This is a genomic window from Nocardioides sp. QY071, assembly GCF_029961765.1.
GTDB lineage: Bacteria > Actinomycetota > Actinomycetes > Propionibacteriales > Nocardioidaceae > Nocardioides.
On sequence record NZ_CP124681.1, the window covers coordinates 1,821,576 to 1,843,524 of the forward strand.

The 21,949-nt window shown below is 72.1% G+C and carries 17 protein-coding genes; 5 read left to right on the forward strand and 12 right to left on the reverse strand.

Going from position 1 to position 21,949, the window contains the following annotated elements:
• Positions 1-23 precede the first annotated feature (23 nt).
• Positions 24-431, forward strand: a complete 408-nt coding sequence (locus QI633_RS08770) for a nuclear transport factor 2 family protein (RefSeq protein ID WP_282428711.1) — start codon at positions 24-26, stop codon at positions 429-431.
• Between the two features lie 3 nt (positions 432-434).
• Here QI633_RS08770 and QI633_RS08775 read toward each other — a convergent pair whose 3' ends face one another.
• Positions 435-1,340 (reverse strand): LysR family transcriptional regulator, encoded by a 906-nt coding sequence (locus tag QI633_RS08775; protein ID WP_282428712.1) that lies wholly within the window; start codon positions 1,338-1,340, stop codon positions 435-437.
• Between the two features lie 64 nt (positions 1,341-1,404).
• Between QI633_RS08775 and QI633_RS08780 the strand changes: the two genes are divergently transcribed.
• Positions 1,405-2,394, forward strand: coding sequence for an EamA family transporter (locus tag QI633_RS08780; RefSeq protein WP_282428713.1), 990 nt, complete (start codon positions 1,405-1,407; stop codon positions 2,392-2,394).
• On the opposite strand, the gene QI633_RS08785 is transcribed toward QI633_RS08780, so the two are convergent.
• Together QI633_RS08785 and glgB are read right to left on the reverse strand one after the other, a co-directional pair.
• Positions 2,318-3,100, reverse strand: coding sequence for an NUDIX hydrolase (locus QI633_RS08785; protein WP_260806085.1), 783 nt, complete (start codon positions 3,098-3,100; stop codon positions 2,318-2,320). The genes QI633_RS08780 and QI633_RS08785 overlap by 77 nt on opposite strands.
• A gap of 4 nt (positions 3,101-3,104) precedes the next feature.
• Positions 3,105-5,030, reverse strand: a complete 1,926-nt coding sequence (gene glgB, locus QI633_RS08790) for a 1,4-alpha-glucan branching protein GlgB (RefSeq protein ID WP_141799514.1) — start codon at positions 5,028-5,030, stop codon at positions 3,105-3,107.
• Positions 5,031-5,065: 35 nt separating this feature from the next.
• Here glgB and QI633_RS08795 point away from each other — a divergent pair, with 35 nt between their 5' ends.
• Positions 5,066-6,319, forward strand: a complete 1,254-nt coding sequence (locus QI633_RS08795) for a multidrug effflux MFS transporter (protein ID WP_282428714.1) — start codon at positions 5,066-5,068, stop codon at positions 6,317-6,319.
• A gap of 38 nt (positions 6,320-6,357) precedes the next feature.
• Here QI633_RS08795 and QI633_RS08800 read toward each other — a convergent pair whose 3' ends face one another.
• The 4 genes from QI633_RS08800 to QI633_RS08815 all read right to left on the reverse strand — a co-directional run bounded on the left by QI633_RS08800 (position 6,358) and on the right by QI633_RS08815 (position 10,269).
• Positions 6,358-7,662 carry an ISL3 family transposase gene (locus QI633_RS08800; protein WP_282426486.1) on the reverse strand — a complete coding sequence of 435 codons (1,305 nt, stop codon included), beginning with the start codon at positions 7,660-7,662 and terminating at the stop codon, positions 6,358-6,360.
• A 220-nt stretch (positions 7,663-7,882) separates the two neighbouring features.
• Positions 7,883-8,161, reverse strand: a complete 279-nt coding sequence (locus QI633_RS08805) for a hypothetical protein (RefSeq protein WP_282428715.1) — start codon at positions 8,159-8,161, stop codon at positions 7,883-7,885.
• Positions 8,161-8,673, reverse strand: a complete 513-nt coding sequence (locus QI633_RS08810) for a pyridoxamine 5'-phosphate oxidase family protein (protein WP_282428716.1) — start codon at positions 8,671-8,673, stop codon at positions 8,161-8,163. Before QI633_RS08810 ends, QI633_RS08805 begins: the two co-directional genes overlap by 1 nt.
• 9 nt (positions 8,674-8,682) lie before the next feature.
• Positions 8,683-10,269 (reverse strand): SigE family RNA polymerase sigma factor, encoded by a 1,587-nt coding sequence (locus QI633_RS08815; protein ID WP_282428717.1) that lies wholly within the window; start codon positions 10,267-10,269, stop codon positions 8,683-8,685.
• A gap of 110 nt (positions 10,270-10,379) precedes the next feature.
• Between QI633_RS08815 and QI633_RS08820 the strand changes: the two genes are divergently transcribed.
• Positions 10,380-11,153, forward strand: a complete 774-nt coding sequence (locus QI633_RS08820) for an N-acetylmuramoyl-L-alanine amidase (RefSeq protein ID WP_282428718.1) — start codon at positions 10,380-10,382, stop codon at positions 11,151-11,153.
• 46 nt (positions 11,154-11,199) lie between these two features.
• Here the strand turns inward: QI633_RS08820 and QI633_RS08825 are convergent, their stop codons facing one another.
• From QI633_RS08825 to glp, 4 genes are read right to left on the reverse strand one after another with little or no spacing between them, the layout of a single operon-like run.
• Entirely contained in the window at positions 11,200-12,531 is a 1,332-nt protein-coding gene (locus QI633_RS08825) for a hypothetical protein (RefSeq protein WP_282428719.1), read from the reverse strand.
• Complete coding sequence (treS, locus tag QI633_RS08830) at positions 12,528-14,225, reverse strand: maltose alpha-D-glucosyltransferase (RefSeq protein ID WP_141799507.1); 1,698 nt, start codon at positions 14,223-14,225, stop codon at positions 12,528-12,530. The genes QI633_RS08825 and treS overlap by 4 nt, the downstream gene beginning before the upstream one ends.
• The gene (locus QI633_RS08835; RefSeq protein WP_141799506.1) at positions 14,222-16,240 is read right to left on the reverse strand and encodes an alpha-1,4-glucan--maltose-1-phosphate maltosyltransferase; all 2,019 of its coding nucleotides are present in this window, start codon (positions 16,238-16,240) and stop codon (positions 14,222-14,224) included. The genes treS and QI633_RS08835 overlap by 4 nt, the downstream gene beginning before the upstream one ends.
• Before the next feature lie 46 nt (positions 16,241-16,286).
• The gene (glp, locus tag QI633_RS08840) at positions 16,287-17,528 is read right to left on the reverse strand and encodes a gephyrin-like molybdotransferase Glp (RefSeq protein ID WP_282428720.1); all 1,242 of its coding nucleotides are present in this window, start codon (positions 17,526-17,528) and stop codon (positions 16,287-16,289) included.
• 295 nt (positions 17,529-17,823) lie between these two features.
• Here glp and glgP point away from each other — a divergent pair, with 295 nt between their 5' ends.
• A complete protein-coding gene (glgP, locus tag QI633_RS08845) occupies positions 17,824-20,409 on the forward strand; it encodes an alpha-glucan family phosphorylase (protein WP_282428721.1) in 2,586 nt (861 codons plus the stop codon).
• 12 nt (positions 20,410-20,421) lie between these two features.
• Here the strand turns inward: glgP and QI633_RS08850 are convergent, their stop codons facing one another.
• The gene (locus QI633_RS08850) at positions 20,422-21,921 is read right to left on the reverse strand and encodes a S28 family serine protease (protein WP_282428722.1); all 1,500 of its coding nucleotides are present in this window, start codon (positions 21,919-21,921) and stop codon (positions 20,422-20,424) included.
• Positions 21,922-21,949: the final 28 nt, after the last annotated feature.

Consider the following 21,949-nt stretch of genomic DNA (forward strand, 5'->3'; position numbering starts at 1 on the left):
GTTCTCATCGAGAGGAACCCACCATGGACGACCGCGCAGCACTGATCGAGCGCCTCGCCGAGATCGCCGCCGCCATCGACGGGCGCGACTGGGAGACCGTGTCCGGCGCGTTCACCGCCGACGCCCACGGCTACGGCAAGGACGGCGGTCCCGTCGCCATCGTCGCGCAGATGCGCGCCCACCTCGACGGCGTCGGCCCGACCCAGCACCTGCTCGGCAACCACCGCGTCGAGGTCGACGGCGACCGGGCCCGCACCCTCACCTACGCACGCGTCCACCACGTCGGCGCCGGCCCGATGGAGGGCTCCTTCTACGAGTGCATGGGCGAGTACGACGACCGCTGGGTCCGCGACGGCGAGCGCTGGCTGCTCGCCCGGCGCACCTTCACGATCCGGATCGGCCTCGGCGACTTCGCCGTGCTGCGCGGCTGAGGCTCAGCCGCCCGATGGCCGCACTCCGTCGAACGCCGCGAGCACCGCGCGCACCGCGGGGGAGTCGGCCATCGTGCGCCGGTGCAGGGCGTCGACGAGGCGCACCGGCTCCGGATCGGCCACCGGTACGGCGACCAGGTCCTCGCCGAGCGCCGCCCGCCCCATCCGCGGCACCAGTGCGACGCCGAGCCCGGCCCGCACGAGGGCGAGGTGGGACTCGAACTCCGCGGACACGTGGGCGATGCGTGGCGGACGTCCGGTGCCGTCGTACATCCGCGAGAGCCACTGACGGCAGATCGTGCCCTCGGGCGTGGCGATCCAGCCGATGTCCACGAGATCGTGCGGCGTCACCGTGCGCCGGGTCGCGAGCGGGTCGTCGCGGTGCACGATCAGGTCGGCCACGTCGCCGTGGAGAGGCGTGGCGAGGACGTGGTCGGGTACGGCGAGCGCCACCCCGCCCCACCGGTGCACGATCCCGAGCTCGACCTGGCCGCTGGCGACCAGCTCGACGACGTCCCACGGCTCGGCCTCGCGAAGGGTGAGCGTCAGGCCGGGGTGGGCGTCGCGCAGGCTGCGGGCGATCGGCGCGACCAGGCCGCGCATCGCCGTGGAGAAGGCGGCCAGCCGGATCCGGCCGGCGACCACACCGGCCCGCTCCTGCAGCGAGGCCTCGAGCTGCTCGAGGTCGGCGAGGACCTGCTCGCCGGCGTCGACGAGGTGCTGGCCGTGGCTGGTGAGCATCACCCCGCGGCCGACCCGCTCGAGCAGCGGGACGCCGGTCTGCTTCTCCAGCCGCTTGACCTGCTGGGAGATGGCGCTGGGGGTGTACCCGGTCGCCGCGGCCGCCCCGACCACCGAGCCGTGGGTGGCCACGGCGCGGAGTCCGGCGAGCGCGTCCAGATCGATCATGCAGGAACGCTACATCGTCTGCGCCAGATCTGTTTGCTGGTGCTTCAAGGTCGCGGGCGGGACGATGGACGACGTGAGCCGCCGTGACCAGTCCCTCGCCGCCCTGGTGGCCGTGATCTGGGGCTTCAACTTCGTCGTCATCGACTGGGGGATGGGCGAGGTTCCGCCGCTGCTGTTCCTTGCGGCGCGCTTCCTCGCCGTGGTCGTCCCGGCGGTGTTCCTGCTCGACCCGCCGCCCGTGCCGTGGCGCACCGTCGCCGCGGTCGGGACGTTCATGTCGCTGGGCCAGTTCGCGTTCCTGTACGTCGCCATGGACGCCGGGATGCCGCCCGGGCTGGCCGGGCTGGTGCTTCAGGCGCAGGTGGTGCTCACCATCCTCATCGCCGCTGCCGTGCTGCGTGAGCGGCCGACCCGCCCGCAGGTGCTCGGCGTGGTGCTGGGCGTCGCCGGGCTGGTCGTGGTCGGCCTGGGCCGGGGCGGTCACGTCCCCGCGGTGGCGCTGCTGCTGTGCCTGTCGGCCGCCCTGATGTGGGCGATCGGCAACGTCGTCTCGCGCGCCTCGGGCGCCACGGGCGGGCTGTCGCTGACCGTGTGGTCGGCGCTCGTCGTACCCGTCCCGCTGGTGCTGCTCTCCCTGGTCGTCGACGGCCCGGCCGCGGTCGCGGACGGCCTCGGCGCCTTCGGCTGGCGGGCGGCGGTCTCCACGCTCTACACCGCCGGCCTCGCCTCGCTGGTCGGCTACGGGATCTTCAACACCCTGCTCTCACGCAACCCCTCGGCCGCGGTGGTGCCGTGGATCCTGCTCGTCCCGCCGGTCGCGATCGGATCGGCGTGGGCGCTGCTCGACGAGGTCCCGGCGCCGGCCGAGCTGGTCGGGGGAGCGGTGCTGGTGCTCGGGGTTGCCGTGTCAGCGCGCCCCATGCGAATTGGTCGCGATCGGGGCGATTCTGCGACCAATTCGGATGGGGCGCCGGCGGTCAGCGCCCCGACTCGGTGTACGCCGGACCCGTCCCGGCCAGGCTCGCCAGGGCAGCCCGCACCCGCCGGGCGGTGAAGTCGGCCGCCCGCTCGTCGATCTCGGCGAGGGTGAGGAAGTCGGCCGTCTTGATCTCGCGTGGCTGCGGGACGACCTGCTGCACGATCGAGGCGGGGTGCACGCCGCCGTCGAAGACCAGGCACAGGGCGTCGTCCCAGCCGCCCCACGGCGGGAGCCAGTCGGTGAGCAGCAGCGCTCCGGCATCGATCGTGAGGTCGAGCTCCTCCTCGACCTCACGGGCGACCGCGACCCGCGGCGACTCGCCGACCTCGACCACGCCGCCGGGCAGGTCCCAGTCGGTCTTGTAGGTCAGGTTGCACATGAGCACCCGCGGCTCGGAACCGTCGGACCCGTCGCAGTCGCGCACCAGCATCTGGCCGATCCCGCGCTTGCGCGGCAGGAACGAGTTGAGCAGTGCACGGAACCCGCCCGGCTCGTGGACCGGCACGTCGTCGACCAGCCGTGCGTAGACCACCACGTCGCCCGCGCGACCGCGCTGCACGCCCTCACGCCGCATCCCCGACCAGGTCGCGATCCGCTGCGCCTCGGCGTCGTCGATGGCGACCTTCACCTCGACCCGCTCGTGGTCGGTGAGGGCCTCGGCCACCTGGCGGCGTACGACGTCGACCGCGGCCTGCCAGCCGCGCTCGGTCAGGTCAGAGGTCCAGGTCAGCCGGGCGACGCCGTCGTCGACGGTGGCGTGGCTGATCTCGGACTCGGGCACGCGCTCACCCTACGGGTGAGCGCAACCAGAGAGTGGCGAGAGGGGGCACCACGAGGTCGGCGTACGCCGGGCTTCCGCCCGGCGCGCCCGACTCGAGCGGACCTGCCGCCCGTGCGTGGACCACGCCGAGGTTGCCGACCCCGCTGCCGCCGTAGGTCGTCGCGTCGGTGTTGAGCAGCTCGGCCCACTCGCCTTCGACCGGGAGGCCGAGCCGGTAGTCGTGGGGGACCGCGGCGAAGTTGGTGACGCAGACCAGGTCGGGCGTGCCGGCGTCTCCGGAGCGGCGCACGAACGAGAAGACGTTGTGGCCGGCGTCCTGGGCGTCGATCCAGCCGAAACCGGCGGGGTCGTTGTCGAGGCGCCACAGCGCGGGCTCCTCGCGGTAGCGGGCGTTGAGGTCGCGCACGAAGTCGCGGAACGCGGCGTGGTCGGGCTTCTGGAGCAGCCACCAGTCGAGCTCGCGGGCCTCTGCCCACTCGGTCTCCTGGGCGAGCTCGGTGCCCATCATCACGAGCTGCTTGCCGGGGTGGGCCCACATGTAGGCGAGATAGGCGCGCAGCGTGGCGAGCTGCTGCCAGCGATCGCCGGGCATCTTGCGCACCAGTGAGCCCTTGCCGTGGACCACCTCGTCGTGGCTGAGCGGGAGCACGTAGTTCTCGGAGAAAGCGTAGGCGAGCGAGAACGCCATCTCTCCGTGGTGGTAGGAGCGGTGGATCGGGTCGTGCGCGAGGTAGCGCAGGCTGTCGTGCATCCAGCCCATGTTCCACTTGAACCCGAAGCCGAGCCCGCCGCCCGACGTCGCGCCGGTCACGCCCGGCCACGCGGTCGACTCCTCGGCGATGGTGACGATGCCGGGCACGCGCTTGTACGCCGTCGCGTTCAGCTCCTGCAGCAGCTGGACCGCCTCGAGGTGCTCGTGGCCGCCGTACCTGTTGGGCGTCCACTCGCCGTCCTTGCGGCCGTAGTCGAGGTAGAGCATCGACGCGACACCGTCGACGCGCAGACCGTCGACGTGGAACTCCTCGAGCCAGTACAGCGCGTTGGCGACGAGGAAGTTGCGGACCTCGGGGCGGCCGAAGTCGAAGATGTGGGAGCCCCACTCCGGGTGCCAGCCGCGCCGCGGGTCCGGGTGCTCGTAGAGCGGGGTCCCGTCGAAGCGCACCAGCGCCCAGTCGTCGGTCGCGAAGTGCCCGGGCACCCAGTCGAGGATCACCGCGATGCCCGCGCCGTGCAGGGCGTCGACGAGGCGGCGGAAGCCGTCGGGGTCGCCGAAGCGGGCGTCGGGGGCGAAGTAGCCGGTGACGTGGTAGCCCCAGGAGCCGCCGAACGGGTGCTGCATGACCGGCATCAGCTCGACGTGGGTGAAGCCGAGGTCGGCGAGGTACGCCGGGAGGTCGGCGGCCAGCTCGTCGTACGACCAGAAGGAGCCGTCGGGGTGGCGCTTCCACGAGCCGAGGTGGAGCTCGTAGGTCGCCATCGGCTCGTTGACCGGCTGCCGGGCGGCACGCGCGGCGAGCCAGGCGTCGTCGGTCCAGGTGTGGGTACTGGAGAACACGCGCGAGGCGGTCGCGGGTGGCGCCTCCGCATGGAAGGCCATCGGGTCGGCCTTGTGCCGCCACAGACCGTCGGCACCCTCGACGACGTACTTGTAGGACGCGCCGGACCCGACGCCCGGGACGAACAGCTCCCACAGTCCGCTGCCGATCGTGTGCAGCCGGTGGGCGTTGCCGTCCCAGCCGTTGAAGTCCCCGACCACGCTGACGTTGCGGGCGTTGGGGGCCCAGACCACGAAGCTGGTGCCTGGCTCTGGCTCCTCGCGGACGTGGGCACCGAGGACGTGCCACAGGAGCTCGTGCCGGCCTTCACCGATCAGGTGGAGGTCGACCTCGCCGACGGAGGTTCCGGAGGTGCTGCGCGGGACGGGCGGCATCTCGTTGAGTCTAGCCCGTGCGCCATGATGCGCAGGTGAGTGAGCGCATCGGCTGGAGGTACACCGTCCTCGTCCCGGCGGTGCTGGCGGTGCTGTCGATGATCGGGCCCTTCAGCATCGACACGCCGTTCCCGGCGTTCCCCGAGATGGGGCGCGACCTCGACGTCGACACCGGCGCGCTGCAGCTGATCGTGACCGTCTACCTCGGCTCGTTCGCCCTGATGAGCGTCTTCCACGGCCCGCTGTCCGACGCGGTCGGCCGGCGGCCGGTGATGGTCGGCGGCGTCGCGGTCTACGTGCTCGCCTCGCTGGGCTGCGTCGTGTCCGGCAGCCTGCCGCTGCTCCTGGTGTGCCGCGCCCTGCAGGGCCTCAGTGCCGGCGGCGCCACCATCGTCAGCCGGACCGTGATCCGCGACCTCTTCGACGGCCCGCAGGCGCAGAAGCTGATGAGCCGGGTCGCGATCATCTTCGGCCTCGCGCCTGCCGTCGGACCGCTGCTCGGCGGGGTGCTCCTGCAGCTCGGCCCCTGGCAGCTGATCTTCGGCTTCCAGGCCGCCATGGGCGTGCTGCTGATCGCTTCCGTGCTCTTCCTGCTCCCCGAGACCCACCCGCGCGAACGCCGGGTCCCGCTGCAGGTCGGTGCCGTCCTCGGCGGCCTGGTCGAGGTCGCCCGGGTCGGCGCCTTCCACCGCCTCGGCTGGGCCACCGCGCTGATCTTCGGCGCCCAGTTCCTCTACATCGGCGGCGCCGCCATCTTCGTCGTCGACGTCCTCGGCGAGGGCGAGCTCGACTTCTGGAAGCTGTTCGTCCCCATGATCGGCTCGATGATGCTCGGCTCCTGGCTGTGCGGCCGCGCCGCCGGCCGGATCTCCGCCCGCCGCCTGGTCTCCTGGGGCTGCACGACGTCCTTCGCGGGCGGGGTGATCGGCGTCCTCGTCGCCTCCCTCGGAGCCGGCGACGAGCTGCCCTGGGCCGTCATCGGCGTGTCCCTCATCGCCCTCGGCAACGGCATCACGTACCCGACCATGCAGCTGATGCTCCTCGACCGCTTCCCGGCCCGCCGCGGCGCCGTGGTCTCGCTCGCCACGTTCATCGCCCTCGTCCTCAACGCCGTCACCGCGGTGGCCGTCGTACCCGTGATCGGCGGCTCGGCCCTCGGCTTCGCCGTCGCCGCCCTCGTCGGCGTCGGCGCCGGCCAGCTGTGCTGGAGCTGGCACGTCGCCGTCGAGGACCGGGACTGCGCGGTCTCCGGGGATGTGGGTGAGCGGGAGCCCGTGGAGCTGCTGTAGGCGGCTGCATGAATCCCCGGTCGGCCGGCTCTCCTGACTCATGTGTGGGTGGTGCGGCCGGGGAGTTGTGGGCGGTGTGTGCCTAGGCTGAGCATCGCGAGCGCGATGAGTGGTCGGGGCGTGTGGAACCCGAACGCGATGCGGGTCAGGAGTCGGATCTTGGTGTTCACCGACTCGACCAGAGCGTTGGTCAGACGGTGAGTGAGAGTCGCTTCGACGCGGGCAGCAATGGCTTCGATCCGTGTGGCGAGGTGGGCGAACTCCTCGATCCCGCTGGCGCGTGCCCAGGCCAGCCACTCTCGGAAGGCGTCGATGGCGTCGGGGCCGTGCATGCGGAACAGGGCGCGTAGGCCCTCCTTGAGCCGGTAGGCCTCCCACAGTCGGGGGTGGGTGGCCGCGATCCAGGCCAGCCGTTGCTGTTGGCGGTCGGTGAGGTCCTCTGGGTTTCTCCACAGGGCGTAGCGGGCCTCACGCAGCTGGCGGGCCGCGCCGGTGGAGTCGCGGCGCTGTCGGCCCTGTTCGCGACCGTTCTTGCGGGTCGCGCCGGCGGCGCGGGCTTCGCGCCACGCGGCGGCACGAACGGTGCCCAGGGCGTCGTTGGCCCATTTCACGACATGGAACGGGTCGGCACACTGCACGGCTTGGGGGCAGCGTTCGGTGACGACCTCGCCGATCCACGAGGCCGAGTCGGCCGAGACATGAGTGATCTGGACGCTGCGTTCGGGACCGAGGTCGTCGAAGAAGCGGCGCAGCGTGGCACGGTCACGGCCGGGTTCGGCCCACACCAGGTGTCCGGTGTCGTGGTCGACGACGACGGTCAGATAGAGCTGTCCGCGGCGGTAGGAGACCTCGTCGATCCCGATCCGCCGCAACCCATCGAGCCGGGCGCCTGTCGGCCCGCCGGTGGTGGTGTCGATCTGTTGCCAAACTCGGTCCAGGATCGATCCCACGCTGCGCCACGCGATGCGCATCAGTTCGCTGACCGCGGACTTCGAGGTCCGCACCGCCAGCCACGCTGCCTGGGCGTCGAAGGTGTGGGTGTGTCCCGCGCCATGGACCGCCCAGGGCACATGAGCCACATTCACGCCGTGCTCGCGGCACTGGACCCGGGGTGCGTCAGCTTCTAGGAAGGTCATCGTGGCGCCGTGGTCCAGGGTGCGCCAGCGGCGTCGTCCTGCCCCGGCGTCGTAGCCGGGGCAGGGCCGCCGACAGTGGCCACATCGGCCGCGTTGGCGGGCCATCGGCCGTACGTCGATGACCAGCACGCCACCGTCAAGGCGAGCGTTCTCGATCGCGGTGTGTTCCAGCCCCAACAGGCCACGGAATAGGCTGACGAGTGCCACGCCGTTCTCCTGACGCTCCGGTTTCGTTTCTCGACAACTCGAAACCTAGACAGGGAGCGGCGTGTGCTCGTTCAGGCCACGCAGCAACCACCCACGGATACGTCAGGAGAGCCGGTCGGCCGGGGATTCATGCACTTGTCGGGGGTTGCAACGGCCGACAAGTGCATGAATTGCCCGACCGGTGTGACTCCTGGGGCTGCTGCGACCAGAGGCCCGCGGTTCAGCGCCCGCGGTGCTCCCGCCGGAGCCGGCGGATGCGCTGGACGTTCTGCCACGTGCTGAGTAGCGCCCCCTCAGCGACCTGCCGTACGACGCACTCCGGGATGGGCGCCTGCACGCCCTGGCGGCGCTTCTCCATCCAGATGATGTCGACAGCGTCGTCGATGGTCATCCGCTTCCGGTCGCGCCGGATGCGGCGGACGGCGGGATCGAAGATGCGGCGCATCTCCTCGGGCGCCGCGATCCACGGCAGGTCCGTGAAGCCGTCGTCCCCGGGCATCAGCGCCGCCAGGTCTGCCGCGGGGCGTACCCGCCGCGCCGCAGCCAGTGCTCGGTGTACACGATCCGGTCCGGCGTGATCACCGTGAGCGGGTCGGTCGGCGGTTCCGAGAGCGAGCGTCCGCGCTCGACGTGGTCGGCCTGCCAGCGCACCGCCTCCCAGTAGGCGTCGGCGTCCGGGTCGTCGCGCTCGAGGGTGCGTGCGGTGCCGAACAGCTGTGCGCCGCGGCTGCTCGCCTGACCGACCAGCGGCGCGACGATCCCGGCTGAGACACGCGGATCGCGGGCCAGGTTGCGCGACTTCGGCGACGCGTTCCAGCTGGTGTAGAAGATCTCGAGGCCGAGACTGAAGTAGCGGACCGGGGTGGCGGCGGGGGAGCCGTCGGCGGCGACGGTCGCGATCACCGCGGTGTTCAGGCTGGAGAGCAGGTTGAGGATCCGCTCCTCGAGCTGCTCCCGCGGCAGCACGCCGTCGGGCGAGGGTCCGGCGAGCCACGGGTTGGTGACGGGCATGCCCGATCCTCACATGTCGACCCCGATGAACTCCGGGTCCCCGCCCTTCGGCTTCATCGTGCCGAGCTCGTCGCAGCGGGGCGCCCCGACCTCGCAGTCGTAGATCGTGAAGTCCGGGTAGTCGTGGCCGGTGGCCACGAGGATCGAGCCGTCGGTGTCGACGGCGTACCAACCGAAGAAGTCGCCCATCGCGGCCGGACCGACGGGCAGCACGACCGGGGCGTCGCCGGGCGTCGTGGGCTGCAGGGTGCTGCTCCAGTACAGGACGTAGCGGCCGTCGAGGGTCAGCTGGGCGTCGATCGCCCCGGCGACCACGCGCCAGTCGCCCTGGTCGGTGGGACGCGGGCCGTCGTAGAGGACGACGCCGGCGCGTACGTCGGCCACCCGGGTCGTCGGTCCGGCGAAGTCCTGCCACTGGTCGCCCTCCCAGGACCAGGTGCGAGTCCCGGCGTCGTCCCGGACGAACACCGCCCCCTGGTCGATCCCGTCGATCACCACGTCACCGCACTTCCCGCAGCCGACGGTCGTGGAGCCCAGGTCGTCGCCGCTGACGAGGTCGCGGACGGTGATCGTCGCTGTGCCGTCGCGCAGCGTCGCCCACGCCACCAGCCGGCCGGCGCGGTCGACCTTCGCCGTCGGGTGGAAGCCGTGCGGGGCGTCGAGCGGCCCGTCGACGAGGCGCGACACGTCACCCTTCGCGTCGAGCAGCATCGGGCGCCCGGCGTCGAAGAAGACGACGCCCTCCTGCGTTGCGACTGCATCGGTGTCGAGCCATGTCATGTCGCCGTAGGGGAACGCCCGCCCGCCCAGGTGCAGGGTGGCCCCCGGGTCGGCGTACGCGCGGGCGCCGTGGCTGAAGTCCAGTGCCCCCACGGAGGCGTACGCCGGGTCGCGGACCGCCTGCCCGTCGTGGCCGGTCCCCGGCAGGGTGACGGCCAGGCCGATCCCCGCGGCGAGCACGGTGGTCGCGGCGAGCGCGGCCGTCGTACGCCGTCGCCGGCGCAGCCGATGTCCGGCGGCCCGGGCGGTGGACAGGTCCGCGGGAGGCACCGCGAAGTCGTCGATCCGCTCGGCGAGCAGGTCGCTCAGCTCGATGGTCACTCGTCGTCTCCCGTCGTGAAGGCGCCACATCGGCGCAGGTCGCGCGAAGCGGGCCTGGGACTTGACCGTCCCGCGCGAGCAGCCGAGCGCGAGTGCGATCTGCTCCTCGCTGAGGTCCTCGTAGTAGCGCAGCACGATGACCGCGCGCTGCCGCGGCGGCAGCGCGCGGACCGCGGCCCACATCCGGTCGCGTTCGGCGACGGCTCCGTCATGGGCCTCGGCGACCAGGCCGGTCTCGACGGCCGGATGGGGCCGCTCGCGCCGCGACCACGCCTTGCGGCGCAGGCCGAGGATCTCGTTGAGGACCATCCGGCGCAGGTAGGCCTCCGGGCTGTCGGCTCGACGTACCCGTCCCCACGACGCGTACGCCCGCGCGAACGCCGCTTGGACGGCGTCCTCGGCGGTGGCCGCGTCGTCGGCGACGGCACGCGCCATCCGGTACAGCCGCGGCCATTGCGCGGCGAACAGGTCGGCGTACTCCCGCTCGTCGTCCACCAGCACCTCCTGGACGAAGGATGCCGGAGGTTGGGCGGTGCCGAGTCTCTCCACACCCCCAAGATGTCGACGGGGGCCGGTTCGGTTGGGTCGGTGTGATGATGCGGGGCATGGCCCGTCTCGTGGTGCTCGCCGTCCTCATCGTCCTCACCGGCCTGCTCACAACCGCCGCCCCGGCATCAGCGCAACCGCCGGCGACCGTCCGCGCGGACCTGCCGCTCGCCGGGCGGCTGGTCGTGATCGACCCCGGCCACCAGCTCGGCAACTCCCGCCACCGCGCCGAGATCGCCCAGCCGGTCCCCGCGGGCAACGGCCAGACCAAGCCCTGCAACACCACGGGTACGGCGGCCAACGGCGGCTTCCCCGAGGCGACCTTCACCTGGCGCGTGGCCCGCCGCCTCGCCGGGCGGCTGCGCGCGCTCGGCGCCGAGGTGGTCCTGACCCGTACCACCAACAGCCGCGCCGACTGGGGGCCGTGCGTCGACGTCCGCGGCCGGCTCGGCAACGCCGGGTACCGCGGCTGGGACCGCCCCGCCGACCTCAAGCTCAGCATCCACGGCGACGGCTCGCTCAGCGGTGGCCGCGGCTTCCACGTCATCGTCGCCGCCAAGCCCGACGGCCGGGCCGCGTCCACCGCCTTCGGCCGCGCCGTCCGCGGCGCCCTCCACGGCCGCGGCTTCCGCAACGCCACCTACACCGCCGGCGGCCGCGGCCTCACCCACCGCTCCGACCTCGCCACCCTCAACCTGTCCGAGGTACCGACCGCGATGGTCGAGCTCGGCAACATGCGCAGCGCTGCCGACGCCCGGGTGATGACCTCGCGGAAGGGGCAGAACCGGTACGCCGCAGCGCTGGCCACCGCGGTCAGTCGCTACCTGCTCTGAGTTGGGTGGGTGAGGGTGACCCATGGGTCACTCTCACCCACCCAACTCAGCTTGCGGTGAGCCGGGCGACCCCCGCCAGCGGGATCGGCAGCCAGGTGGGCCGGTTGCGCGCCTCGTAGGTGCACTCGTAGACCGCCTTGTCGACGACGTACGCCGTCAGCAGCGTCCGGGCGGCCGGCCACAGCGGCTGCCCGCCCAGGTAGGCGGCGAGGAACGCCTTGCGGTTGCGGCGAGCCCACTCGTCGGCCCGCACCCCGCGCTGGTGCAGCACGTCCGGATCCTCCTCGGGCATCGACTCGGCGACGGCGTGCGGCGCATAGTCGAAGGAGCGGAGCATGCCCGCGACGTCGCGCCACGGCGAGTCGGGGAGCACCCGCTCGGCCAGCGGCTTGGCGGGCTCGCCCTCGAAGTCGACCAGCTTCCAGCCGAGTACGGTGCGCAGCGTCTGGCCGAGGTGGAGGTCGCCGTGCACCCGCTGGACGGGTACGTCGCCGAGCCCGGCCACCGCCGCGAACACGGCTTGCGCGGACGCGGCGTACTCCTCCAGCTCCGGCACCACCTCGACGGCCGCCGTCAGCCGGTTGGCCATCGCGGTCGCCAGGTCGGCGCCGGCGACGGACGTCGTGGAGAACGACTCGGCCAGCTGGGCGTGCACCTCGGCGAGCGCGGTGCCGAGCCGGGCGGCCTCGCTGGCGAAGTCGCCACCGACCTCCTCGGCGTGCAGGTCGGCCTCGGCGAACAGGTCGCGCACACTGGCCAGCGCCAGGTCCCAGCCGTCGCTGGCGGTGCGCAGGAACTGCTGCAGCATCCCGAGCTGCAGGTCCTCGACCTCGATCCAGCCGTAGAGCTGCGCGACGTGGGGCGACCCGGCCTCGGTGAGCACCCGGTGCGTGGTGATGTCGGGGTTCTCGCCCGGCGTCACCTTGCGGAACATCTTGAGCACCGAGTCCTCGCCGAACAGCACCGACGAGTTCGACTGCTCGCCGCTGAACAGCGAGCCCGGCGCGTCCAGGTCGAGGTCGTGGCCGGGCAGCCGCACGAACCCCGGCCGCTCGCCGAAGGCCCGCAGCAGGTGGGCGGTCGCGGCGCGGTCGTGCAGGGCGTCGTACGCCGGCCGCCCGCTCCCGTCCTCCGCCGGCGGCCAGTGGCCGACCTTGGCGTGCTCGAGCCGGTCCTGCGGCTCGTCGTACAGCGCCAGGGGGACCTGGTAGAGCTCGCGCTCGGCGCCGTCGTACGTCACCTCGACGAGCAGCAGCACGACCTCAGGGTCGGTCCCGAGGCGCAGCAGCTCGCGGGTGCCGGTGACGGCGAACGCGCGTCCTTTCCCGCCGAACCAGCGGCTGTGCTCGAGGAACGGGGCGAGGAACGAAGCAGTCACAGCACCGGCCTCCCGGTCGTCTCCGGATCCGTCAACCGGAACCAGTAGAAGCCGTGCCCGCTCAGCGTCAGGAGATACGGGAGCTCACCGATCTTGGGGAACGGGACGCCGCCCAGCAGCTCCACCGGCACCCGGCCCTCGAACCGGCGCAGGTCGAGCTCGACCGGCTGCGGGAAGCGGGAGAGGTTGTTGACGCACAGGATGACGTCGTCCGCGTCGTGCTCGCGGACGTAGGACAGCACGGTCGGGTTGGAGCCGCCGAGGTCGCTGAAGGTGCCGAGCCCGAAGGCGTCGTGCTGGCGGCGGATGTGGATCATCCGGCGGGTCCAGTGCAGCAGCGAGGAAGGGTTCTCCAGCTGCGCCTCGACGTTGACGCTTTGGTAGCCGTAGACCGGGTCCTGGATGGTCGGCAGGTGCAGCTTGCCGGGTGTCGCCGAGGAGAATCCGGCGTTGCGGTCGGGGGTCCACTGCATCGGCGTACGCACGCCGTCGCGGTCACCGAGCCAGATGTTGTCGCCCATCCCGATCTCGTCGCCGTAGTAGAGGACGGGGGAGCCGGGCAGCGAGAGCAGCAGCGCGGTGAACAGCTCGATCTGGTTGGTGTCGTTGTCGAGCAGCGGCGCGAGCCGGCGGCGGATGCCGATGTTGGCCTTCATGCGGGGGTCCTTGGCGTACTCGCCCCACATGTAGTCGCGGTCCTCGTCGGTGACCATCTCGAGGGTCAGCTCGTCGTGGTTGCGCAGGAAGATGCCCCACTGGCAGCCCGACGGGATGTCCGGCGTCTGCTCCATGATCTCCGAGATCGGGAAGCGCGACTCGCGGCGCACGGCCATGAAGATGCGCGGCATCACCGGGAAGTGGAAGGCCATGTGGCACTCGTCGCCGCCGACCTCCGGGTCGCCGAAGTACTCCACGACGTCGGTCGGCCACTGGTTCGCCTCGCACAGCAGCACCCGGCCGGGGTAGTTGTCGTCGACGAAGCGACGCACCCGCTTGAGCATCTCGTGCGTCTCGGGGAGGTTCTCGCCGTTGGTGCCGGGCCGCTCGTAGAGGTAGGGCACCGCGTCGAGCCGGAACCCGTCGAGGCCCATGTCGAGCCAGAACGCCATCGCCTCCAGCATCGCCTCCTGCACCTTGGGGTTGTCGAAGTTCAGGTCGGGCTGGTGGTGGAAGAAGCGGTGCCAGTAGTACTGGCCGCGGGTCTGGTCCCAGGTCCAGTTCGACGGCTCGGTGTCGACGAAGATGATCCGCGCGTCCTGGTAGAGCTCGTCGGTGTCGGACCAGACGTAGAAGTCGCCGTACGGGCCGTCGGGGTCGCTGCGCGAGGCCTGGAACCACGGGTGCGCGTCGCTGGTGTGGTTCATGACGAAGTCGATGATCACCCGGATCCCGCGCTCATGGGCGGCGTCGAGGAAGGCGTGGAAGTCCTCGACGGTGCCGATCTCGGGCAGGATCCCGGTGTAGTCGGCGACGTCGTACCCGCCGTCGCGCAGCGGCGAGGTGAAGAACGGCGGCACCCACAAGCAGTCGACGCCCAGCCACTGCAGGTAGTCGAGCTTCTCGGTCAGGCCCTGGAAGTCACCGGTGCCGTCGGCATTGGAGTCGCGGAAGGAGCGGACCAGCACCTCGTAGAAGACCGCGGTGCGGAACCACTCCGGCTCCTCGTTCAGGACGATCGACTCGGCCGTGGTCATGCGTGCCCCTTCACGGTCAGGATGTGCGCCGGCTGCGCCGGGTCGAGCCGGACGTAGCTGTTCTCGGTCCAGGTCCACTCGCTGCCGCTCAGCTCGTCGTGGACGGTGAACGACGTGCCAGGCTCGAGGCCGAGCGCCGCGAGGTCGAGGTGGACCATCGACTCGCGGACCTGGTGCGGGTCGAGGCTGAGCACCACGATCACAGTGTCGTCCACGGTGTCGTCGCCCGCGCGCTTCGACCACGCCACGACATGGTCGTCCTCGGTGCGGTGCAGGCGCAGGTTGCGCAGCAGCTGCAGCGCCGGGTGGGCGCGCCGGATCTCGTTGAGCCGGGTGACGTACGCCGCCAGCGGGCTCGGCGCCGTCCAGTCCCGGACTCGGATCTGGTACTTCTCCGAGTCGAGGTACTCCTCGCTGCCCGGCTTCACGGCCACGTGCTCGCCGAGCTCGTAGCCGGCGTACATGCCCCAGGACGGCGAGGACATCGACGCCAGCACGGCACGGATCCGGAAGGCGCCCGGGCCGCCGTACTGCAGGAACTCGTGGAGGATGTCGGGGGTGTTGACGAAGAAGTTCGGCCGGATCCGGTGCGCGGACTCCTGGGACACCTCGCGCAGGTAGTCCTCGACGTCGACCTTCTCGGTGCGCCAGGTGAAGTACGTGTAGGACTGGTGGAACCCGATCGCGCCGAGGGTCTGCAGCATCGGCGGCTTGGTGAACGCCTCGGCCAGGAAGAGCACGTCGGGGTCGGTACGCCGGACCTCCGCGAGCAGCCACTGCCAGAACGCGACCGGCTTGGTGTGCGGGTTGTCGACCCGGAAGATCCGCACCCCGTGGGCCATCCAGTGGCGTACGACGCGCAGCACCTCGGCGGAGATCCCGGCCGGGTCGTTGTCGAAGTTGACCGGGTAGATGTCCTGGTACTTCTTCGGCGGGTTCTCGGCGTAGGCGATGGTGCCGTCGGCGCGGGTCGTGAACCACTCGGGGTGCGCGGCGACCCACGGGTGGTCGGGCGCGCACTGCAGCGCCAGGTCGAGCGCGACCTCGAGGTCGAGCTCCTTGGCGGCGGCGACGAACGCGTCGAAGTCGCGGATCGAGCCGAGGTCGGGGTGGACGGCGTCGTGGCCCCCGTCCTTGCTCCCGATCGCCCACGGCGAGCCCTTCCAGTCCGGGGGAGTTGCCTCGCCGTCGGGCAGCACCGTGTTGTTGGGGCCCTTGCGGTTGACCTCGCCGATCGGGTGGATCGGCGGCAGGTAGACGACGTCGAAGCCCATCGCGGCCACCGCGGGGAGCCGCTCGGCCGCCGTACGGAAGGTCCCGCTGGTGACCTCGCCCGTCGCCGGGTCGTAGGTCGCGCCCTCGGAGCGGGGGAACAGCTCGTACCAGCTGCCGAACAGCGCACGGGACCGGTCGACGTACACCGGGAACGGGCCCTCGACGGTGAGCAGGTCACGCAGCGGGTGGGCCTCGAGCGTGGTGACGACCTCGGGCGACTCGAGCTGTGCGAGCCGGGCCTCGACCGGCCTGGCGTCGTCCGTGGCAGCGGCGATCGCGGCCTCGACGGTGGCCTTCTCCGCCTTGGTGAGGCCGCCTGCGGCCAGGACCCGCTCGAACAGCAGCCGGCCCTCGGCGAACATCAGCTCCACGTCCACGCCGGCGCGGATCTTGATCCCGGCGTCGTGGAACCAGGTCCCGAGCGGGCTGGACCAGGCGTGGATCTCGAACGACCACGGGCCCTCGGCGTCGGCGCTCACCCATGCCTCGTAGCGGTCCACGGTGAACCGGTCGCGGGTCGGCAGCGCCTGCATCCGCACCGGTGGTCGTCGTACGCCGTCCGGCCCGACCAGCACCACCTCGGCACCGAGGCGGTCGTGTCCCTCGCGGAACACGGTCGCGCTGACCGGGAAGGGTTCGCCCAGGCTGGCCTTGACCGGCAGGCGAGCGCCCCCGGTGGGGTTGCTGGTTCCGGCCTCGAGGACCGGCTCGACGTCGATCACGGGGATGCGTCCGACCATGACTCGAACCTATCGAGTCACTGATGGGGTGCGTCCAGTCGTGTGGCTAGTCGGACGCCAGGTCCCAGACGTCCACCGGGTCGCCGGCCGCCAGGGGAGCGCCGTCGGCCGGGAGGTCGATGAGCGCGTCGGCGCCGGCGAACCAGCCGAGGAAGGCCGAGCCCGGGGGACCCCACGGCGCGACCGTCCCGGCGGTGCGGTCGAGGCGGGCGCGCCGCAGCTGGCGCTTGCCCCGCAGCGGCTGGAGGGGCTCGGTGAGCGTGGCGCGCACGACGGTGCGCTGCGGGCGGGGGTGCCCGAACGCCAGCCGCAGCGCGGGCCGCACGAAGACCTCCCACGAGGTCAGCGCGCTCACCGGGTTGCCGGGCAGGCAGATGATGGGCGTCTTCTGGTTCAGGAGGCCGGAGCCCTGCGGCATGCCGGGCTGCATCGCCACCTTCACGAACTCGACCCCGCGCGGTCCCAGCCCGTCCTTGACCACCTCGTAGGCCCCGGCGCTGACGCCGCCGCTGGTGATGACCAGGTCGACGTCGCCCGCCGCGAGCTCGCCGTCGAGCAGCGCCAGGAAGGTCGGTACGTCGTCCTCGACCCACAGCTTGCGCACCGCCACGCCGCCGGCCTCCTCGACCGCCGCCGCGAGCAGCGCCCCGTTGGCGTCGCGGATCTGGCCGGATCCGGGCGCGGGGTCCTCGGCCAGCTCGCTCCCGGTCGACACGACGATCACCCGCGGGCGCCGTCGTACGACGACCTCGCGGACCCCGAACGCGGCGAGGACGCCGAGCTGGGCCGGTCCCAGCGTGCAACCGGTCGACAGGACCTCGGCACCCTGCGCCACGTCGGACCCGGCGGTCCGGACGAAGCTGCCCACGTCGCGCGCCTCGCGGATCTCGACCGTCTCGGTCCCGCCGTCGGTCACCTCCACCTCGACCACCGCGTCGGCACCCGCGGGCACGGCCGCGCCGGTCATGATCCGCCGCACCGTCCCCGGTGCCAGCTCACCCACCGGCGCCCCGGCCGGGATGTCCTCGCCGACGCTGAGGCGGACCGGCGTGTCGGGCGTCGCGCCCGCGACGTCGGCCGCGCGCACGGCGTACCCGTCCATCCCGGAGTTGTCGAACGCCGGCAGCGGCTCCGGCGCGGTGACGCTCTCGCCCAGCACCCGACCGAGGGCCTGCTCGAGCGGGACCGTCTCGGTCGGCCACGGCCGGTCCGGGCCGTGCCCCGCGGCGAGGAGGGCGGCGACGTGGCGCTGGTGCTCGGGGACCGGGCGGAGGGGTGCGGTAGTCATCGGCGCCAGCCTAGGCCGATCGCCTCGGGCGGCTCGGGTGGTCGCTGCGGTTCAACTACCGAATTCGTCACCGACGGCGGCGCCGAGCGACGAATTCGGTAGTTGAGCCGGAAACACCCGCCCCGTACTGGAGAAGTACGACGGGCGAGGCGGCCCCCATGACTCCACCCCGCCCGTCTGTACCACCACAACGGAGGTGGGCCCGCCCGCGTTACGCGGAACCCCGCGTCACATCTATCTCGCCCGACACCACCGCCTATTGGATCGTTCAAGTCCGATTGGCTACCGTCGGTCCATGCGTGCGATCCGGAGGTTCACGGTCCGCCCCGTCCTGCCCGACGCGCTCGCCTCGCTGGGCGAGCTCGCGGCCAACCTGCGCTGGTCCTGGCACCCGCCGACCCAGGCGCTGTTCGAGGCCATCGACGACCGCCTCTGGCAGGAGTCGGGGCGCGACCCGCTGCGGATGCTGGGCGAGGTCAGCGCGGAGCGGTGGGCCGAGCTGGTGGCCGACGACGACTACGTACGACGGGTGGCCGAGACCCGGGCCGACCTGGCGTCGTACCTCACCGAGGACCGCTGGTACCAGCGCGCGCAGGCAGCCGACCCGGAGGCGACCTGGCCGAGCTCGATCGCCTACTTCTCCCCGGAGTACGGCATCACCGCCGTACTTCCGCAGTACTCCGGCGGCCTCGGCATCCTCGCGGGCGACCACCTCAAGGCCGCCAGCGACCTCGGCGTGCCGATCGTCGGCGTGGGGCTGCTCTACCGCCACGGCTACTTCAAGCAGGCGCTCTCGCGCGACGGATGGCAGCAGGAGAGCTACCCCGTCCTCGACCCCGACGAGCTGCCGCTCTCGCTGCTCCACGAGCCCGACGGCAGCCGTACGACGATCGCGATCCGGATGCCCGACGGCCCGGACCTGCTCGCCCGGGTCTTCGTGGCGAGTGTGGGCCGGGTGCCGCTGCTGCTGCTCGACACCGACGTCGAGGAGAACCCGCAGGCCTACCGGCTCGTCACCGACCGGCTCTACGGCGGCAACACCGAGCACCGCCTGCGCCAGGAGCTGCTGCTCGGCGTCGGCGGCGTGCGGGCGCTGCGCGCCTACTCCCGGATCACCGGCGCCCCCGCGCCCGAGGTGTTCCACACCAACGAGGGGCACGCCGGATTCCTCGGCGTGGAGCGGATCCGCGAGCTCACGGCCGACAGCGACCTCGACTTCGCCGCCGCGCTCGAGGCGGGCCGCGCCTCGACCGTCTTCACCACCCACACCCCGGTGCCGGCAGGCATCGACCGGTTCCCGCGCACGCTGGTCGAGCAGTACCTCGGCGAGCACGGCGCCACCCCCGGAGTCCCGGTCGACCAGGTGCTGGCGCTGGGTGCCGAGGACTACGACGGCGGCGACCCCGGCGTGTTCAACATGGCGGTGATGGGCTTCCGGCTCGCGCAGCGCGCCAACGGCGTCTCGCAGCTGCACGGCCACGTCAGCCGCGGCATGTTCAACGGCCTGTGGCCGGCGTTCGACGAGGCGGAGGTGCCGATCGCCTCGATCACCAACGGCGTGCACGCCCCGACCTGGGTCGCACCCGAGGTGGCCGCGCTCGCGGAGGCGCAGGGCGCCGACTACAACGGCGACGACGCCGCCGCGTTCTGGGCGGCCTTCGACAAGGTGCCCGGCACCGAGGTGTGGAGCACCAAGCGCGCGCTGCGCCAGCGGCTGGTCGACGACGCCCGCCGCCGGCTGCGCAAGTCGTGGGAGAAGCGCGGTGCCTCGCCGGCCGAGCTCGGCTGGATCGACGACGCCCTCGACCCCGACGTGCTGACCATCGGCTTCGCACGCCGGGTGCCGTCGTACAAGCGACTGACCCTGATGCTGCGCGACCCCGCCCGCCTCAAGGCACTGCTGCTCCACCCCGAGCGTCCGGTCCAGCTGGTCGTCGCCGGCAAGGCGCACCCCGCCGACGACGGCGGGAAGCGGCTGATCCAGGAGCTGGTGCGCTTCGCCGACACCGAGGACGTGCGCCACCGGATCGTGTTCCTGCCCAACTACGACATCGCCCTCGCCCAGCCGCTCTACCCGGGCTGCGACGTGTGGCTCAACAACCCGCTGCGCCCCTACGAGGCCTGCGGTACGTCGGGCATGAAGGCCGCGCTCAACGGCGGCCTCAACCTGTCGATCCTCGACGGCTGGTGGGACGAGTGGTACGAGCCGGAGTTCGGCTGGCCGATCCCGTCCGCCGACGGGCTGGAGGACTACTCCGACCAGCGCGACGACCTGGAGGCCGCCGCCCTCTACGACCTCATCGAGAACGAGGTCGCACCCCGCTTCTACGACCACGACCACGAGGGCGTGCCTGCCGGCTGGATCGCGATGCTGCGCGCCACCTGGGCCAACCTCGGCCCCAAGGTGCTTGCCACCCGGATGGTCCGCGACTACGTCGAGAAGCTCTACGCACCTGCCGCCCACAACGCCCGCGCGCTCGCGGCCGTCGAGAACGGCGCCCGCGACCTGGCCGCCTGGAAGGCCCACGTCCGCGGTGCCTGGGGCGGCGTCCGGGTCGAGCACGTCGAGACCGAGGGCATCGGCGACGTCGCCGAGGTCGGCGCCGTCCTCCACGTCCGCTCCTACGTCGCGCTCGGCGAGCTCTCGCCGCAGGACGTCGAGGTGCAGCTGGTCCACGGCCGGGTCGACGCCGAGGACGACATCGTCGCCGCGGCCGCCGTCCCGCTCACCCTGGTCGAGTCGGACGACGGCGGCCGCCACCGCTTCGACGGCGACGTCGAGCTCGGCCGGTCCGGTCCGTTCGGCTACACGGTCCGCGTGCTGCCGCGCAACCCGCTCCTGGTCGCACCGGCCGAGCTCGGGGTCGTGGCGCTGGCCTGACCCCGCGAGGCGTCAGCGCCCGGGCGGGCGCAGGTAGTCCGGGCGCCGGTCGAGGCCGGTGACGTGGGCGGGGCGCCCGTCCGCGGCGACCTCCTTCGCCGCGCGGTCGTCCGGGCCGAGCCCGGCCCACGCGAGGATCTGCGCCGTCGCCGCGAGCCGCTCCGCCTCGGGCAGCTGGGCGATCCGGGCGCCGTGGGTGCCACCCGCGACGACGTGCACCGAGCACTCCCGCTGGACCGCGCGCCGCCCGCACTCGAACGCCTCTGCGCCCCAAGGGTCGTTGCCGCCGTACACGTAGAGCATCTCGGTCGACCGGGTCCGCACCCAGCGGTCGATGTCGGCCATCGCCCGGCGGTCGAACGCGATCGGCTTGAGCTCCTCGGGCACGAAGTTCGCCCCGCCCCAGCCGCCCGGGTGCTGGAGGACGTCGGCCAGCGGCGCCTCGTAGGCCTCGTACCAGCCGAGCTGGTAGGCCGCCTGGTAGTAGTACGCGAGCGTCCCGAGCAGGCCCTGGTCGAGATAGCCGGTCAGCGGCACCACGCCCTGGGTCCAGGCCCAGACCTCCTCGTTGGTGGCCTCGGGACCGGGTACGTCGGCGCACGCGGACTGCGGGGAGTACTGCCAGAAGGTGAAGTACAGGTCGACGACCGCGGTCTCCATGCCGCGGTCGAGGCTGCCCAGCACCTCCCAGGTGTCACCGCTCGCCTCGGCGTCGGCCCGGGTGCGCTCGAGGAACCAGGCCCGGTCGGGCCCGAGGATCCGCCGCTGGACGGCGGTGAGGGCGGCCCGGCACTGCGGGTCGGTGCCGACGTTCGCCAGGAACTCGTTGTAGGCGTCGTGGTCGTTGTCGACGTCGTTCGGCGCGACGTACGGCACCGTCCCGTCGACGTCGTCGGGGAAGAAGCGGCGGTGGTACGTCGCCGTCATGCCGCCCTTGGAGCCGCCGGTGGTGATCCAGCTCTCCCGGTAGATCCGCTGGAACGCGCGGATGATCCGGTGCTGGTCGGAGGCGGCCTGCCAGATCGTCAGCTGCCGTGGCCAGTCCGGGGAGTCGGGGATCGACGGCTCGAAGAAGCGGTACTCCATGCTCAGCTGGTTGCCGTCGACGATCTGCGTCGGCTCGCTGCGGCTGGGGTTCTGCGAGACGTTGTAGCCGCTGGTGTACATCACCATCGGACGGCTGGTGTCCTTGTGCAGCAGGGTCAGCCGCTGCTCGAACGTGCCGGCTTCCGGGTGGCGGTGGTCGACCGGCTGCCGGAAGGTGATCTTGAAGAACCGGTAGCCGGCCGGTGCGGCCGCCTCGGTGACCGAGGTGACGCCGCGCAGGCTCCGGACCCGGTCGAGGATGTCGCCCTCGGTGTCCGGTGCGCGGCCCGCGACGGACAGTGCCGCCGCGGACGAGCCCGGTGAGGGCGGGGTGGACGTGGCCGGTACGACGCCGGCGGTGACGGTGAGCCCGATGGCGACCAGCGACGCCAGTGTGGCGCCGAGGACGGTCCTGGATCGAGGCATGGGTGACCTCCCGAGATAGGTGTGACGG

Excerpts from the sequence above, each read along its gene's own strand:
- QI633_RS08805 (WP_282428715.1), bottom strand. The coding sequence starts at position 8,161 with ATGCCCGGGGACGACGGCTTCACGGACCTGCCGTGGATCGCGGCGCCC.
- QI633_RS08835 (WP_141799506.1), bottom strand. The coding sequence starts at position 16,240 with ATGGTCGGACGCATCCCCGTGATCGACGTCGAGCCGGTCCTCGAGGCC.
- glgB (WP_141799514.1), bottom strand. The coding sequence starts at position 5,030 with ATGCCGCCCGTCCCGCGCAGCACCTCCGGAACCTCCGTCGGCGAGGTC.
- treS (WP_141799507.1), bottom strand. The coding sequence starts at position 14,225 with ATGACCACGGCCGAGTCGATCGTCCTGAACGAGGAGCCGGAGTGGTTC.
- QI633_RS08775 (WP_282428712.1), bottom strand. The coding sequence starts at position 1,340 with ATGATCGATCTGGACGCGCTCGCCGGACTCCGCGCCGTGGCCACCCAC.
- QI633_RS08850 (WP_282428722.1), bottom strand. The coding sequence starts at position 21,921 with ATGCCTCGATCCAGGACCGTCCTCGGCGCCACACTGGCGTCGCTGGTC.
- QI633_RS08770 (WP_282428711.1), top strand. The coding sequence starts at position 24 with ATGGACGACCGCGCAGCACTGATCGAGCGCCTCGCCGAGATCGCCGCC.
- glgP (WP_282428721.1), top strand. The coding sequence starts at position 17,824 with ATGCGTGCGATCCGGAGGTTCACGGTCCGCCCCGTCCTGCCCGACGCG.
- glp (WP_282428720.1), bottom strand. The coding sequence starts at position 17,528 with ATGACTACCGCACCCCTCCGCCCGGTCCCCGAGCACCAGCGCCACGTC.
- QI633_RS08780 (WP_282428713.1), top strand. The coding sequence starts at position 1,405 with ATGGACGACGTGAGCCGCCGTGACCAGTCCCTCGCCGCCCTGGTGGCC.
- QI633_RS08810 (WP_282428716.1), bottom strand. The coding sequence starts at position 8,673 with ATGCCCGTCACCAACCCGTGGCTCGCCGGACCCTCGCCCGACGGCGTG.
- QI633_RS08820 (WP_282428718.1), top strand. The coding sequence starts at position 10,380 with ATGGCCCGTCTCGTGGTGCTCGCCGTCCTCATCGTCCTCACCGGCCTG.